The organism is Marinomonas sp. AWM4_232, from assembly GCF_056158325.1.
Map to the genome: position 1 here is coordinate 1,765,701 of NZ_JBSWTA010000001.1, position 13,835 is coordinate 1,779,535.

Annotated in this window: 11 protein-coding genes; 5 read left to right on the top strand and 6 right to left on the bottom strand. The window is 41.1% G+C overall.

Annotated features, from left to right (window positions below; translation table 11 throughout):
* Positions 1-21 precede the first annotated feature (21 nt).
* Together ACXAC1_RS08390 and ACXAC1_RS08395 are read left to right on the top strand one after the other, a co-directional pair.
* Positions 22-4,098: an HTH domain-containing protein gene (locus tag ACXAC1_RS08390; protein ID WP_475060785.1), complete on the top strand. Its 4,077-nt coding sequence runs from the start codon at positions 22-24 to the stop codon at positions 4,096-4,098.
* Complete coding sequence (locus tag ACXAC1_RS08395; protein WP_475060787.1) at positions 4,088-4,531, top strand: hypothetical protein; 444 nt, start codon at positions 4,088-4,090, stop codon at positions 4,529-4,531. Before ACXAC1_RS08390 ends, ACXAC1_RS08395 begins: the two co-directional genes overlap by 11 nt.
* Before the next feature lie 157 nt (positions 4,532-4,688).
* Here the strand turns inward: ACXAC1_RS08395 and tnpC are convergent, their stop codons facing one another.
* A complete protein-coding gene (gene tnpC, locus ACXAC1_RS08400) occupies positions 4,689-6,272 on the bottom strand; it encodes an IS66 family transposase (protein WP_475057611.1) in 1,584 nt (527 codons plus the stop codon).
* A gap of 36 nt (positions 6,273-6,308) precedes the next feature.
* Positions 6,309-6,671, bottom strand: coding sequence for an IS66 family insertion sequence element accessory protein TnpB (gene tnpB, locus ACXAC1_RS08405; RefSeq protein ID WP_475057608.1), 363 nt, complete (start codon positions 6,669-6,671; stop codon positions 6,309-6,311).
* Positions 6,672-6,725: 54 nt separating this feature from the next.
* Here tnpB and ACXAC1_RS08410 point away from each other — a divergent pair, with 54 nt between their 5' ends.
* On the top strand, positions 6,726-8,237 hold the full coding sequence (locus ACXAC1_RS08410; protein ID WP_475060790.1) for a hypothetical protein: 1,512 nt from the start codon (positions 6,726-6,728) through the stop codon (positions 8,235-8,237).
* A 54-nt stretch (positions 8,238-8,291) separates the two neighbouring features.
* Here the strand turns inward: ACXAC1_RS08410 and ACXAC1_RS08415 are convergent, their stop codons facing one another.
* Entirely contained in the window at positions 8,292-9,146 is an 855-nt protein-coding gene (locus tag ACXAC1_RS08415) for a hypothetical protein (RefSeq protein WP_475060793.1), read from the bottom strand.
* A gap of 84 nt (positions 9,147-9,230) precedes the next feature.
* On the bottom strand, positions 9,231-9,491 hold the full coding sequence (locus tag ACXAC1_RS08420) for a DUF4172 domain-containing protein (protein ID WP_475063803.1): 261 nt from the start codon (positions 9,489-9,491) through the stop codon (positions 9,231-9,233).
* Positions 9,492-9,929: 438 nt separating this feature from the next.
* On the opposite strand from ACXAC1_RS08420, the gene ACXAC1_RS08425 reads away from it, so the two are divergent.
* Positions 9,930-10,628, top strand: a complete 699-nt coding sequence (locus tag ACXAC1_RS08425) for a hypothetical protein (RefSeq protein ID WP_475060796.1) — start codon at positions 9,930-9,932, stop codon at positions 10,626-10,628.
* A gap of 122 nt (positions 10,629-10,750) precedes the next feature.
* Here the strand turns inward: ACXAC1_RS08425 and ACXAC1_RS08430 are convergent, their stop codons facing one another.
* Positions 10,751-11,509: a hypothetical protein gene (locus ACXAC1_RS08430; RefSeq protein WP_475060798.1), complete on the bottom strand. Its 759-nt coding sequence runs from the start codon at positions 11,507-11,509 to the stop codon at positions 10,751-10,753.
* 95 nt (positions 11,510-11,604) lie between these two features.
* On the opposite strand from ACXAC1_RS08430, the gene ACXAC1_RS08435 reads away from it, so the two are divergent.
* A protein-coding gene (locus ACXAC1_RS08435) for an IS3 family transposase (protein ID WP_475058452.1) occupies positions 11,605-12,680 on the top strand; the annotation gives its coding sequence in 2 pieces (ribosomal slippage) (positions 11,605-11,866 and positions 11,866-12,680; 1,077 coding nt in all).
* Positions 12,681-12,714: 34 nt separating this feature from the next.
* Here the strand turns inward: ACXAC1_RS08435 and ACXAC1_RS08440 are convergent.
* Positions 12,715-12,993: a hypothetical protein gene (locus ACXAC1_RS08440; protein ID WP_475060801.1), complete on the bottom strand. Its 279-nt coding sequence runs from the start codon at positions 12,991-12,993 to the stop codon at positions 12,715-12,717.
* Positions 12,994-13,835: the final 842 nt, after the last annotated feature.

A 13,835-nucleotide genomic window follows, 5' to 3' on the forward strand; every position in this document is an offset into this window, starting at 1 on the left:
CTTTTCATCAAGGAGGGAGTAATGGGGTTCAATTTTAATGAAGCGTTTCGAGACCTTCTAGGATTCTTTACACCATCACTGGTGAAAATAATCGTTGTTTCATTACTAACAGCAGGAATAGGTGCGTTAAGTGTTCCTTTATGGGTTGAGATAGTAAATTGGATACTGCTATATCAAGATTTCTACCCTAACTTTCAGTTTTCCCTTAGTGAACCCAACTATCCTCTGGGAGCAACTCTTATACTGGTGAGTATTTTAGTTTACTTCTTAGATTATTATTTAAGAAATAAAGGGACCAATCTTCGGCATTTAGATGAAATAAAATCAAAGTTAGCTACTGAAGTCGTAGGAGAAATGAAAGAGGCTGGCTTTACTGCTCAGCCCCTTCAAGACGAAAGAATAGAAAAGCTCACAAATGAAATAACTGTGTTACGTTATTTTGCCTCGTTTCCTAAGGAGGAAAAGGCTATTAATCTGGCTGAGAGCATTGTTCATGGTGCGCTCTCAGGCGGTACGAACGAGTCAAAAGCTAAGGCTCTGGCTTTGCTCGCAAGATATCTCTGTATCGATGGTGGAACGATTGAGCAAGCGAAAAGTTGGTTAGCAACTTCAAAAGATCTAGGTGCGACGGAAGAATCTGAGATAGCACAGGCGTTTATTGATGCGGTTGAAGCACAGAGTGCAGAGCCAGCAGTTAGGTTGCTGAAAGCTAAGAGTTCATTGTCTTACAGCGCTTTTTTTGCAATTAAAAATGCAGTAGAAGGAAGCCGCTCTGCTATAAAATGGTATGAAGATGCTCATTTAGGCATTGATCAATTAAATGAAGATGGAAAAGTTGCGTTAATTTCTGCTTTATTGAGTGATAGACAATGGGAGATGGCTTTAAATGTTGTTGATACAATTGAAAATACTTTGATATCAAGCTTCCCAGCACTTGCTAAGCTTTCTGCTCTTGTAAAATTGGTGAATGCGATTCAAGTAGTCGAGTATCGAGAGGTTGTCCTAGACTTTATCCCTATTAGCGCCGAAAAGTTTCCTCTCGCTGATGACTCAAAATCTATCTGTCTTAGAAAACAGGCAATTGAGCTGTTTGATATATGTTCAGAGTTAGCTCAGCAGTTTGAAGCAGAAGAAATTGTGAATGTTTCGAAAAATTACTCCTTATGGTTGCAGCTTCGGGATGACGAAGCGCATCAACAGGCAATGTTTACACTCAAAAGTTACTTTGAAGATTATACTCAGCAATCGCTAGAGTTTCTTGTTCTAGCAAATGCTTTCGGAATCGAAATTGATTTTGATGCTGTTGAAGCAGAAGTAAATCGACAATCAGCTTTATTTCAAAAAAGTCCTTTAACTATAGGCTTGGCTAGGTTTGTCCTCGCGCTAAAGCAAAAGTCACATTCAGATGCAGTAGAATATATTGCTCGTCATAGAGAGCAAATGGAGAGGTCTTTAAGCTTAGGCCTAGTTAGAATTTTAGAGATAGAGGCATTAGCGAAAGCGGGTCTGATCGATGACGCAGAAAGGCTTTTACGTGAAACCGAGGGCTCTTATATTTCTGATAGTGATGTAGCTAGGCTTGAGAAAATTTTTGAGGAAGTTAAGGGAAAGGACCCGATTGCTCTTGCTGTCAGTCAATATCAACTTAGTGGTGCGACGCATGACCTCGCCTTCCTTATCAATTTGTTATCTAGAGAAAGTATTACTGACTCCTACTACTCATATTGTGTAGAGCTTTATGATCGTACTGGGCAAGAGTTAGATGCTGTCAGAGTTTGTAACGTTGCTGTGCACCTAGGACGTTACAATGACCTCCACCAATTTCTTTTAAGTAAACCGGAGCTTGTAGCTAAAAGTGCTAACTTAACTCTGCACTTTGGGTGGTCGCTATTTAGGAAAGGAGATCTAAATAGCGCCTACGAACAAGTCAAGATATTAAAACGGTTTAAGCAGCAGGGTGTTGATATTAAAGCTCTCGAAATAAATTTGGCTATATATGGAGGTGATTGGGCGTCTTTAAGTACCTTTGTAGAAGACGGCTGGATGAGTCGAGATAAGCTCGAAGCTGATGAGCTTTTACAAATAGCTCAGTTAGCCAAGGTGGTTTCACCAACTCGAACAAAGCAGATACTAGAATTTTGTACCAGCAAGTATTCTGATAACCCAGACATCTTTACATCGTCATATTTAACTGCAACGCAAATGGGGTGGGAAAAAAATAATGACGTGTCTGAATGGTTAAGAAAAGCAATCGCAACTTCAAATGATAATGGTCCGATGCGTAGAACATCATTGGAAGACCTGCGAGAAATTATATCGGGAGCACAGGAGCGGAATTCAAAAGTTTATAAATCGTATATACGTGGGGAAGCACCAATATTCTTAGTAGCAGAAATGCTAAATAGAACAATGTCCGATTTTTACTTAATACAGCCTTTAGAGAATAAAGAAACGAGAGACGTAAGACGGAAGACTCTCTCACCAATCTTCCACTACTCAAATCAGCAGAGAACAATCTGTGGTACTATGATTACTCTCGATGTAAGTAGTGTTTTGGTTTTAGAAAATATAGGAATGCTGACAACTTTTCTTGAAAGTACTGAAAAAATTATTATTCCTCATTATTTTATGCGATGGCTTTTTTCGGAAAAGCAAAAAGTTGCATATCATCAGCCCAGCCAAATTGAAGAAGCAAAGCAATTTGAGAAAGCGATTTTAGATCGTAAAATTAAGGTATTGCCCTCCAAGATAATTAACAACCCAGAAGTGGCATTCGATGTAGGGGATGAGCTTGCGCTAATGCTTGAGGATGTAACTACATTCTCAGAAAATGGGTCGCAATCTTTGGTGGTATGCTCGTTTCCAGTCACTAAACTTGATGACTCATTTAGGAACATAGAAGTTGACCTTTCAGGTTTTCACGGAAAGCTGATTTCTTGTATGCAGCTTATTAGGAAGCTCCAGAGTTTATCTGCAATAACTGGAGCACAATGTAGTAATGCCTTGAAGTACCTTTCTCAGCATGAAAATGACTGGCCGGATAGCCCGAGAATAGAACAAGGAGCAAGATTGCTTTTAGACTCTCTGTCGGTCAAGTATCTAATGGTAGTAGATATGCTTGACACTCTTAATGACGCTGGTTTTGAGGTATATGTTTCGCAAAAGGAGAGTGAAAGGTGTAGGGCATTGATGAACTACGATTCAACAATCCGTAAAGCTGACGCGAAACTCGAAAGTATCAGGGGAGTACTGTTCAAAGAAATTGAATCTGGAAAAGTTATCTTAGCTGAAATGCCTTCATATAATGAGGTGTCAGGGGATAATAATGATAGCACAGGGCCATTAAATGAACTTTTTTCGTCCTTTAAATTATGCGATTCAGCTGTCCTAGATGATCGATTCATGAATAAGAACCGAAGTATTACGATTGATGAGAAGAATACACCTATTTATACATCTCAGGATGTCATAGAAACGCTGTATCAAAAAGGGCTTATTTCTCAAGAGCAAAAGTTTGATTCTAGAGCGCTACTTCGAGAGTTAGGCTTTGAGTTTGTTAGCGTATCTGAAGAGGAGCTTATGTACCATATGAAATGCTCTTCTGTTGTGGCGGGAAAGTTTAATCCAACGAAGCAATTAAGGCTCATACAAGAAAACTTACTCTTGATTAGGATTAGCGATCTCATACAGCTTCCGAGAGATGCTCAATGGTTGAGTAATACAATGGGTGTCATTGCAAATGTTTTATTCGCTCAATGGTTAGATGATGGCACTGTATTTGAGGAAAAGTGTGCAAGGTCCAATTGGCTTTACAATCTAATGGGATATCGCCAATGGGCCCAGACTCATCAACTCAGAGACCCTAAAGGAATCGCTTATTCAGGAGAGGTAGTGACTATTTATTCAATACTGCTTACACCTGATTATTTATCCGAAAGCCAGAAGGAAAACTACAATAAGTGGTTAGAGGAATCTGTCTTGGCACCTTTAAAAGAAAGCGATCCTTTGAGCTTTAGAAGTTTAGTAGATGTGGCTGGAGATAAGGTGAAAATTATCACCGAAGATGTGTTATCTCAGGAGGTGCTGGATGGACAGTAAGTCGAGGCGTGCCTTTGTGGCTTCTAGGGGACTCGATTTATTTCCTAGATTAGTGCGAGAAGAGTTACTTTCTAACTCAAGCTTATTAGAACAGTTAGAAATTACGACAGAGCCTCTAATCAGTTTTGGAAACAACGATATAGTTTTTCCGAGGAGTGCACTCTTCAATGCAGTGCGCAGTGCATTTGAAAATCCAAAATTAAAGTATTGCTTAGAGGATCTCAGTGGAAGATCTTGGGCAGTGACTAGTGATTTAAGCAAGCCGTTATCACTTGTGCTGTCTAAAGGTAATGATCAGATAATTAACAATGAGTTTTGGGCACTTCATCCAGATGTACACACGCGAATAGATACCCTAGGTTCAGTGGCAAAACAGTATTTGCTCTGTAAGCGTCCGGCCATTCACACCTTGAGGATGTTTTTTGATCTATAACACTTTTGAGACATTTAAAAGGTGCAAACAGGCTGTGATCTCTTTAATGTACGTTTGAGGCAGAGAGCTATGGATAGTTTAAGCTCCTAGGATGGGAGCTCTGCCTTTCTTCAGGATGACCATGAAGCTGCACGGATGCAGCAGAGAACAGTTTCTTCTAAGACGTTAACGTCACATTCCAAGGCAGCAAGTCATCGATGTCTGCACCTGTTTTGCGTTTTGGTAGTTCTTCAAACACTTTCACAAGGTAGTCGTAAGTGATCAAGCCATTGGCTTTAGCAGTTTCGATCATGCTGTAGAGCATCGCACTGGCCTCGGCACCATTTTCCGTATTTGAGAAGAGCCAGTTCTTTCGCCCAATCACGAACGGCTTGATGGCTCGCTCGGCACGGTTGTTGTCGATGTTGAGGTGTGGATCGTCAACATAGCGAATAAGCTTATCCCATTGGTTGAGACAGTAATTTAAAGCACTGGTGAGCTTGTCTTTTGGCGGCTTGTTTTTCACTGTTTTTTCTAGCCACTTCTTAAAGTCGTTTAGCACCGGTATCGCCTGTTCACGGCGATAAGCGAAGGCCTTTTCCGTTGTCTCGCACTGTGCAGCTCTACTTTCAATGGCATAGAGCTTTTGTATCCAGTTCAGTGCCACGGTATGTGTGCCCGTCTTGTTCTTTCCTAAACTTTTGGCAATGTCCATAAATTTACGGCGTGCGTGGGCCCAGCATCCAACGAGCTGTGTGTCGGTTTGTTCGTATCCAGCATACCCATCGGCGTGTAGATACCCTGAGTAATCATTCAAAAAGGTCTTGGGGTGGGTCGCTTGGCGCGTTTTTTGGAACTCGTATAAAACAATGGGGATTAATGGCGTTTTATACATAGGATGAGGCGTGTCTGGACCATCTGTACCACTGCAATAGACCCACATGTAGCATTTATCTCGATCTTCTTTCACCACATTGAGCGGTGTTTCGTCCGCATGAAGCGCAGGCTGCTGGACTAAAATGTCTTTCAGTCTCTGGTAAAGCGGTCTTAATGCATCGGCACTTTTGAGCACCCAGTCCGACATGGTTCTGCGGCTCAGCTCAATGCCTAATTGCTTGAACAGCGCCTCTTGTCGATACAGAGGTAAAGCAAATTGGTATTTACTGGTGATGATCTGGCTTAGCAAACTTGGTGTTGCGATGCCTTTTGGGATAAGACTGGGTGCTGGTGGTGCTTGTTTGATCGTGACATGCGTTTCATTCTGCTCACAATGGCGACAGCCATACTTAGGACGAACCGTTTCAATCACCGTGATTTTAGCAGGAATAAACTCTAAGCGCTCCGAACGATCTTCGCCAATACGATGTAATGCACCTTGGCAACACGCACAGACTTTTTCTACATTGGCGACATCCAGCTCAATGACAGTGCGAGGAAGGTCTTTGGGCAAGACTTTACGCTTAGGGCGATGACGCATTGATGCATCGTTCTTTTCTGACGACGAATCGGCTTCGTTTGAAGTCTCTTCTTCTGCGACCACTGCTTCAGCCTCATCAAACAGTTCACCTTGACCTGGACTCTTCTCAGAGCTTTTGCCAAACTGGCGATGTTGGGCCAAACGCCATTGCTGTAGCAGGCGTTCATAGCCCGCCTTCCAATGATCAATTTGTTCATCTTTTTCTGACAACTGCTCCGCCTGCTCAAGCAAGAGTTTCTTAAGCAAATCAATATCGTCAGGTAGGTCATTCAGAGTCTTTTTCATGGCATGGATTATACCAGCCATCTACAGATTAGAGCGCTAATTTTCATGATAACGGTAGGTAATTTTTGGGTGGGCCTGATCAAGACTAAGCGGTAAACCATCCAGTAGCCAATTGAGCTGCCTTGGTGATACTTGCAAAGACAATTGCTCATCTTCGATGCCCGGCCATTGAAACACACCTTTTTCCAAGCGTTTGTAATGCAGCCAAAAACCATTCCTAGACCATTGCAGGATTTTGAGACGATTACGGGTTCGACCGCAAAAGACGAATAAACGATCAGAGCATGGCTCTTGTTCTAAGTCGTACGCAACGATAGCGGTTAAGCCATCAATGGACTTACGCATATCGGTTGGACCACAAATCAGAATAACAGGGAGGGAATCGCTTGTATTGAACACAGTCATTACTCCAAAAGTCATGACTATGTCGGATCTAAGGTGCTAGATTAAGGTGTGAATGGCCGGACGCTTACTTTGCTCTCGTTAGAATGGTTAGAAAGTTGGAGGAGCAGACTATCTGCTTCTGCTTTTAAAGATGATGATGTATCTGATTTAGTTTTTGATCTAAGCCTATCTCCGAAGCATATAGAAGGCCTTTTAAGGCAAGAATTCCGAAGTTCCGAGCAACAAGTTGCTACATTTGTCCCTAATGATATTCGTTACTATGAGCGGCTTGTCGGGAGCTATCAGGGTAGTGAAAATATTGCGGACTATTGTGATCTGGAGCTTAAACAGTTTATTCAAGGTCAGCTGGAGATTGGAGTAACCGAGTATAACTTTTTAATATGTGTCCAAGGGCTGATATCGTCAGTGATATCTAAAGAGCCGTTGGATGAGGTTAGATACAAAGAAATAGTAAGCCAAGCTTTATATACTTGCCATCCAATCCTTTTAATTTCATGTATTGAAGTTGGCTTGTTGAAGTTTGGTGACGCGTTCGATAAAGACATACAGGCGCTGTTCGCCTCATTATCGTCTGAAGATACTTTAGGTAATCTAAAGATGTTCTGTGCGTTGTCAATCTTTGTTGACGGAGAACTAGCAAGACAACAAATATTCCGTGATATGCCTCCCTTTTATAGGCGGTTGGCTTCCTTCTCTCAAGCTTCACTAATTAGTAAAGTAGCACTAGAAGAGAAAATAGAGTTTGAGGAAGTGGAGCAGTGGGCTCAACAACAAAGAGGACTTTACTTTTATTGTCAGGGCTTTTTAGATCTATTGCGAGAACCTAGATGGCTTCCTTCATACCTTACTACAGAGCAGTTTAGTAATGAGCTGTATGGACGTGTTCGTAATGTTTGCTCGATAGTAGATGGACCGACAGTAGCTAATGATGTGCTCGCTGAATTATTTTCTGGCTCTCATTTCGTATTAGCTTCATTTCTTCCCGGCCCATTAGAAGGGAACCTAGTTCCAGCCACCCTGCCTGAAGAAATGGCAAAGTTATTTACCAAGCACACTGGTGATGAAGCTTCGCTTGATGCCCTTAAAATTCTAATGAACTCGGCGCCGTTTTGGAGCATTAGTAATGAATACCTAGACCGAATTGTAGCGTTGCTTGAGCGTGAGCAGCATAAATTGGCAGAGGCTAAGGATAGAGATACTGTTTATCAGATATTAAGAGGTTTAGCTCTCGTCTCTTGCCTGACCAAAAATAAGGATGTTGCATCATCTGTTAAGATGTTAAGCCGAATATACCGTGATTATATCGATGTGGATTCAGGTGTAGAGGACTATCTCGCTCTGGGGTTTATTGCTGGTGCGGCCTTTGAAGACAAAAATGAGTGGGCTGAGTTCGTTGGACAATGGAGTAACGACTTAATTTACATGCTAATCAGTGAAAGCGCCGTAAAGAAAGTACAAAGCATGTTAGAGATGCTTTGTACTCTAGAGCCTCATTTGTATTACACATGTTCAAAGTCTTTGGATATATTGAGCATGCTTCGAGAACGTAATTCGAGTTGAACTTACTCTGTTACGCTTAATTGTTTATTGGTAATTTGTTTAGAGAAGATTTGTTTATTCTGCGAGGCGATCATGACACTCCTTGAATGCATTGATGTAGGGGCTCTCAGCAGAGATTGCGAGAATCCTGGTGAAACGGGCTAGACGATAGGGCAGGGTTTCTTCGTGTGTAAAGATATTCGCTGTAATTGATAGTAGCACTCCATCACAGCCGCTATTTTTAGCATTTTCAGAGAGAATAAGACGGCTATTCATTTTAGCGAACTGGTAAAAAATTTTTTCCGCTTCCGCTTGCATGCTTTCTTCAAATGAGTATGCCAACATACGTTCTTTTTTAACAAGGTCATCTAGGTTGAATGCAATTATACCTCTTGTCTTACATTTCTTAAGTTGTTTGAATCCATTCTTTAGACGGGTCTCAGAACTTTTAAGAGAGTATATTTTTTTACAAGCTATGGCGTAGTCGTTAAGCGGTTTATCAAGTGAAATAATTAAGTCTGGCTCTTCAAAGCGTATAGGAACTTTTCCTAGGTTGAAGCGATTATATAATTCAAGCTCCCACAATGCATCTTTCCCTTGGGAGGTTTTATTATCACTGAGATTAAAACTATTTTTAAGAGTTCGATGAATAGCTTCTCTAGCTTGAGGGTCATCAAGTGTTGCATCAATTGCCTTCAATAGTCGAAGTCCATTGCTTGCACGATGATGCAATTCTTTCCATTCTGCGTGTTCCAGTTTACTGAAGTCGATAAGCAGTTCACGTATTGAGCCTATAAGTGAAGAGAATGAGCTATTTTTATGTACTTTTAGTCCTTTCTCTGCAAGCCTTGATTCGACGCGAGTGATTAATGTTTCTGCTTCCGTTGTACTGGTTGTGATTAAGTAGGGCGAAGTATTTGATTGATTCATTTTGACTCTTTGATCCATCAAAAGTGATGAGTCTTCAATTAAAGTAAATCACCTTAGCTGATGAGGTCTTAATTAGCCAGAAGATTATATTGTCCATCTAATTTGCACAGGGTTGAAGGCTGTGTATCCTTCAGGAAGCAGTTGTTTATGCCACTCTAATAGCCTTTCAAGTGGGAGCGGCTCATCTAAATTTTCCACCGCATCCAACATAATTTCTGCTAGGCCGTCTGTACGTTCAGTGGTTGGATATGGCCTTTCTTCAGAAAGGTCGAGCTTATTAGCCAATGATGAGCGAACAGAAAAAGCATTAAGCTTCTCTCTTTCAATCGTACTCGAATGAACAATAGGCTTTTAGGTTGGCTTGACATTTTGCCTGGCAAGGTTCCTTGGTTGAATCGAGCTTCCCTTAATTTGGGGGCAATTAATTTTGAATCCCAAAAAAAGTTAGGTCAATCTTCTTGCTCCCAGATCCACATTTTAACCCTCATATTGAGTTAAGTGACTTATTATTCAAATCAATTGGTGATGTGAATAGTGCGTGTTTTCACATCATTTGCTGATACAAGTTACCAATTATGGCTCACGGTATTGTCTAATCCGTATGATTGGTTCTCTTAGAGAAAATATATGTTAAAGTGCCTTCCATTAGCGTCAAGGGTTACGTGCCAGCCGCGAGGGCAAAAACTCTATTCACAACTTACTGATTACTAAATTTTCTTAGTGCGAAGACTGGGCTAAGCGGCTTAGCAAATATTGACTTCGTTATCTTAGGACTTTATGTATATGAGTAATGAAAATACCCTTCCAATTCGTAACCACCTATCCAGCCTGAAACAAGATATAACAGATCTCGCTAAAGAGATTGGTCGATATCATTCATTAAAATATAGTGTCGCCAGAGGCTTGGCACTGAACATCATGGGCTTTCGAAATTCATTTGAGTTTGATCGATGGTATGAAAGTGAAACACTGTTCATCGAGTCTGTACTAAAGTGCAGCGACAGATTAGCCTGCATTTGTCATGAGTTATATGACGACGATGATGCAAATGAAGCTGTTTATGTTTTTGAATCTGAGCCAAACTACTTTCTAGTTGCGAATAAAAAGCAAGATCCTATGACTATTGATTGCCTTACATTTGATGTTCAGCTTGAAGGGCTCACGCATCAGTATGGAGCATTTAGTCTGCAAAGAGGTACTTGTCAACTTTCTGTCTTATGGACGAGACAGGAATGTGAAATTAGGAATTTGGACTTTCCTGGGGTAACTCAAACTCGTAAGGCCCACTGTAGTTGTAAAAAAGGATTTGCCCACTGGCTTGCAAATGATGAAGGAATGCCTCTTTACTATCTTAAGACAGCAGAAGAAATTACTAACTGGGCTGATGTTTGGGGAGGGGTGGCATGTTTCGGTAAAGATGCTATGGAGGCCCTCAAACATGACAATCCTGATTTAGCGTCAAAGCTCAATAGAGTATTCTGAGATTGCACTGGTTTACAGTAATGGAGCTCTTCCAAAAATAGCTCCTTCTGTAATGCTAGAGCGGATTGATGCATTACAGAAAGAGGCTGAACCTATAGGCGCGAGCTTGTTGATTTGTCTAGTTAAGCTGGTTTTACTTTTGTTGCTTTGGGTCTGGGATGCCCAGGCTTAGGCACAAATGAAACCATATCATTTTGCTGTAACGGCCAAGCTCTTCTTCGATTCTGACTTTTTTGATCTGTATAAAATGTATTTCCAGTTTTTTGACAGCGGATGAAAGCATTGTGTTGACTTGAGTTCACAACAAAACCAACTCGACGAGTATCAATTTCGTGGTGCTTTTTCCAATCCTTCAAGTCAGGAACACTTGAAATTCCTGTCGTAAGCATCTTGCTTCGCCATAGGGTGTGGGTAGAGCATGCAATTCCCATCAACTTATCATTCTCAATGACAGAAAGCATTCTCAGACAATCAGGATTGATCCATCCTATGATTGAGAGAACTAGATCATACTGACTAACTACCTTATTAATCGCATCTTCAGAATCTAAGATATCATTAGATTTCCAAATTGGTTCATGATGGGCGATACGATTACGTAGTAAATTAACTTCCTGTAACTTTTGGTAAATAGTATTTATAGAAATATTATTGCCGCTACCGTCTTTGGCATTAGGGAACACTGCACTAGATAGAGTCGGCCACAATGGGATGATTGCTCCTCCAGGATACCCAATTCGATGCTTTTCATCTGTCATATGTACCCAGAAGCCAAATGTCAGCTTTGCTATGAAGTTGTCAGCCGTTAAAGCTTTATTTTCTTTGGATAGCTGGCGTCTCGCTGTATTCACCTGCTTAAATGCCTGACGGTTGTTTTGCACCGTATATGCATTGGTAAACCACAGGGTAATCCCCCCGAAAAATAACAGCAGCCAAAAGTAGAATTTTCTCGTACTCTAAACGCAGGAGGTTCTGCATGAAAAAATCACGTTATACCGATAGCCAAATCATGGCCATACTAAAGCAAGCAGAGGCAGGCACACCCATTCCTGAGCTATGTCGAGAGCATGGTATGAGCTCGGCAACATTTTACAAATGGCGGTCCAAATATGGTGATATGGATGCCTCTTTAATGGCTCGTATGAAAGAACTTGAGGAAGAAAACCGTCGTCTTAAAAAGATGTATGCAGAAGAACGGTTAAAGGCGGAGATCATACAGGAAGCCATGGCAAAGAAGTGGTGAAGCCATCCCTTCGACGAGAGATGGCACTTCATGCTGTAGCGAATAAGGCGGTGAGCATTCGTTTGGCCTGCTCTGCTTTTATGATCAGTGAAACCTGTTATCGTTACAAGAGCCTTTTGAATGATGACAATGCTTTGATCGCTAAACTTTTAGTTGACCTAGCAGAGACTCAAACGGATTGGGGGTTTGGGCAATGCTTCTTTTATCTAAGAAACGTAAAAGGCCACACTTGGAATCATAAACGTGTCTATCGAATCTATTGCGAGTTGGCGTTGAATCTACGAATCCGCCCAAGAAGACGCTTAAAGCGGAACGTACCTGAACCCTTGAAGGAGCCAACCAAACGAGATCAGGTTTGGTCTATGGACTTTATGCATGACCAACTTATCGATGGTCGCCACTATCGTCTATTTAACGTAATCGATGACTTCAAGCGCGAAGGACTAGCGATGGAAGCAGGCTTTTCCTTACCGACCTTGAGGGTGATACGCACGCTTGAGCAATTGCTTGAATGGCGAGATAAACCACAGATACTGCGTTGTGATAACGGGCCGGAATTTGTGAGTCATGAGTTTACTCGTTGGGCTAAAAAGAAAGGCATTAGAGTTGAATACATCCAACCTGGCAATCCACAACAAAATGCTTATATTGAACGATATAATCGAACAGCTAGATATGGATGGGTAAGCAAGCATCTTTTTGAAACACTTGAGGAAGTGCAAGACTATGCAACGAAATGGTTGTGGTTTTACAATCACGAAAGACCACATACAGCTAACGGAGGCAAGCCACCTCTAATGGCTGCTTAACCTCTACTTTTGAGCTAAGTTAAAAAAGGGAGGATTACCACAGGAGGTCTATTGATGCCTTCTCTTTTGACCATTCTGACTGGGGGAAAGTAGCCTCTATTTCTAGCTCTTTCTGCTTTATGTAAGCCGAATTGATTGAGTTTCTAAGAGCAACTTCGAGAACTTGTAGAACCGGATAGAATAGGCCTGAAAGCTGTTTATTCCAGACATATAAGCCAAGGCTTTCTTCTAGAGATCCATTGGATAAATTTGGGGCTTGGTAAGTAGAAAATCTTTTATCTGATATTGATTTTACGATGGAGTTAATTGGCATGTAGTCTTCTCGGTTTCAGCTGTTGTCCAGTATATAGGTTGAGCATGGCATACGGCAATTTTAGAGTCTTCTAGAGAGCTGTTCATTAGTGGGGCTCTTCGAGCAAGAGGGATACAGTTGACTCTGAGTAAAAATCATCTATACTAAGTTTGTTGACGGTTACGTCACATTGTTTGAAAGCGCGGTATGGTGTGAAGCCAGTTGATCTATGATCCCGTTAGCGAATTTTTTCGAAGGGCTACCGTAATGGTAGCCTTTTTCGTTTCTAGTCCCTCCTCTAAATTTGTGTATTTATCTAGCTTTTCCTGCAAAGTAGTTGAAGTTCTTGTCTTCAAGGTATCTAAAGGATAGGTCTTGTTGGAATTAACTATTCAGTAGCTTGGTGTGTTGCTACCCCTACATATATCCTTTCTTCCCCTTAGCTAGAAGCTTTTTCTAGTTATGTGCCCCCCTCTGTACTTCTAAAAGTGCTGTAGATGCTATAAGTCATGAGTGGCTATGTTTGATAGAATGCTCACCAGAAAAATTGTTTAAAAAGTGCTTTTAGAATCAAAATTAGCAGGGTAAATCGTGGGTTTTTAAACAACATAGCTTAGCTATGTTTAAAAGTAAGGTAGGGTCAGTTAAGTGAAGGCTTTGACTGCTGTAGGTTTTACTTCTGTACTGACCCTGTTTTTGTGTTTTTGTGTTTTTTGTCTTGGTTTACCCTTTTGAAACATACATAAATTAAAAATGTATAGTTAAAGACAAAAGTTAGTGAATGGATAAAAAGGGCCACAGAGAATGTGTCCCTTTTTCGTATATAGGGAGGAAACCGATGGCTGAACTATCCTTCTAATGAG

Excerpts from the sequence above, each read along its gene's own strand:
- ACXAC1_RS08440 (WP_475060801.1), bottom strand. The coding sequence starts at position 12,993 with ATGCCAATTAACTCCATCGTAAAATCAATATCAGATAAAAGATTTTCT.
- tnpC (WP_475057611.1), bottom strand. The coding sequence starts at position 6,272 with ATGAAAAAGACTCTGAATGACCTACCTGACGATATTGATTTGCTTAAG.
- ACXAC1_RS08395 (WP_475060787.1), top strand. The coding sequence starts at position 4,088 with ATGGACAGTAAGTCGAGGCGTGCCTTTGTGGCTTCTAGGGGACTCGAT.
- ACXAC1_RS08390 (WP_475060785.1), top strand. The coding sequence starts at position 22 with ATGGGGTTCAATTTTAATGAAGCGTTTCGAGACCTTCTAGGATTCTTT.
- ACXAC1_RS08425 (WP_475060796.1), top strand. The coding sequence starts at position 9,930 with ATGAGTAATGAAAATACCCTTCCAATTCGTAACCACCTATCCAGCCTG.
- ACXAC1_RS08415 (WP_475060793.1), bottom strand. The coding sequence starts at position 9,146 with ATGAATCAATCAAATACTTCGCCCTACTTAATCACAACCAGTACAACG.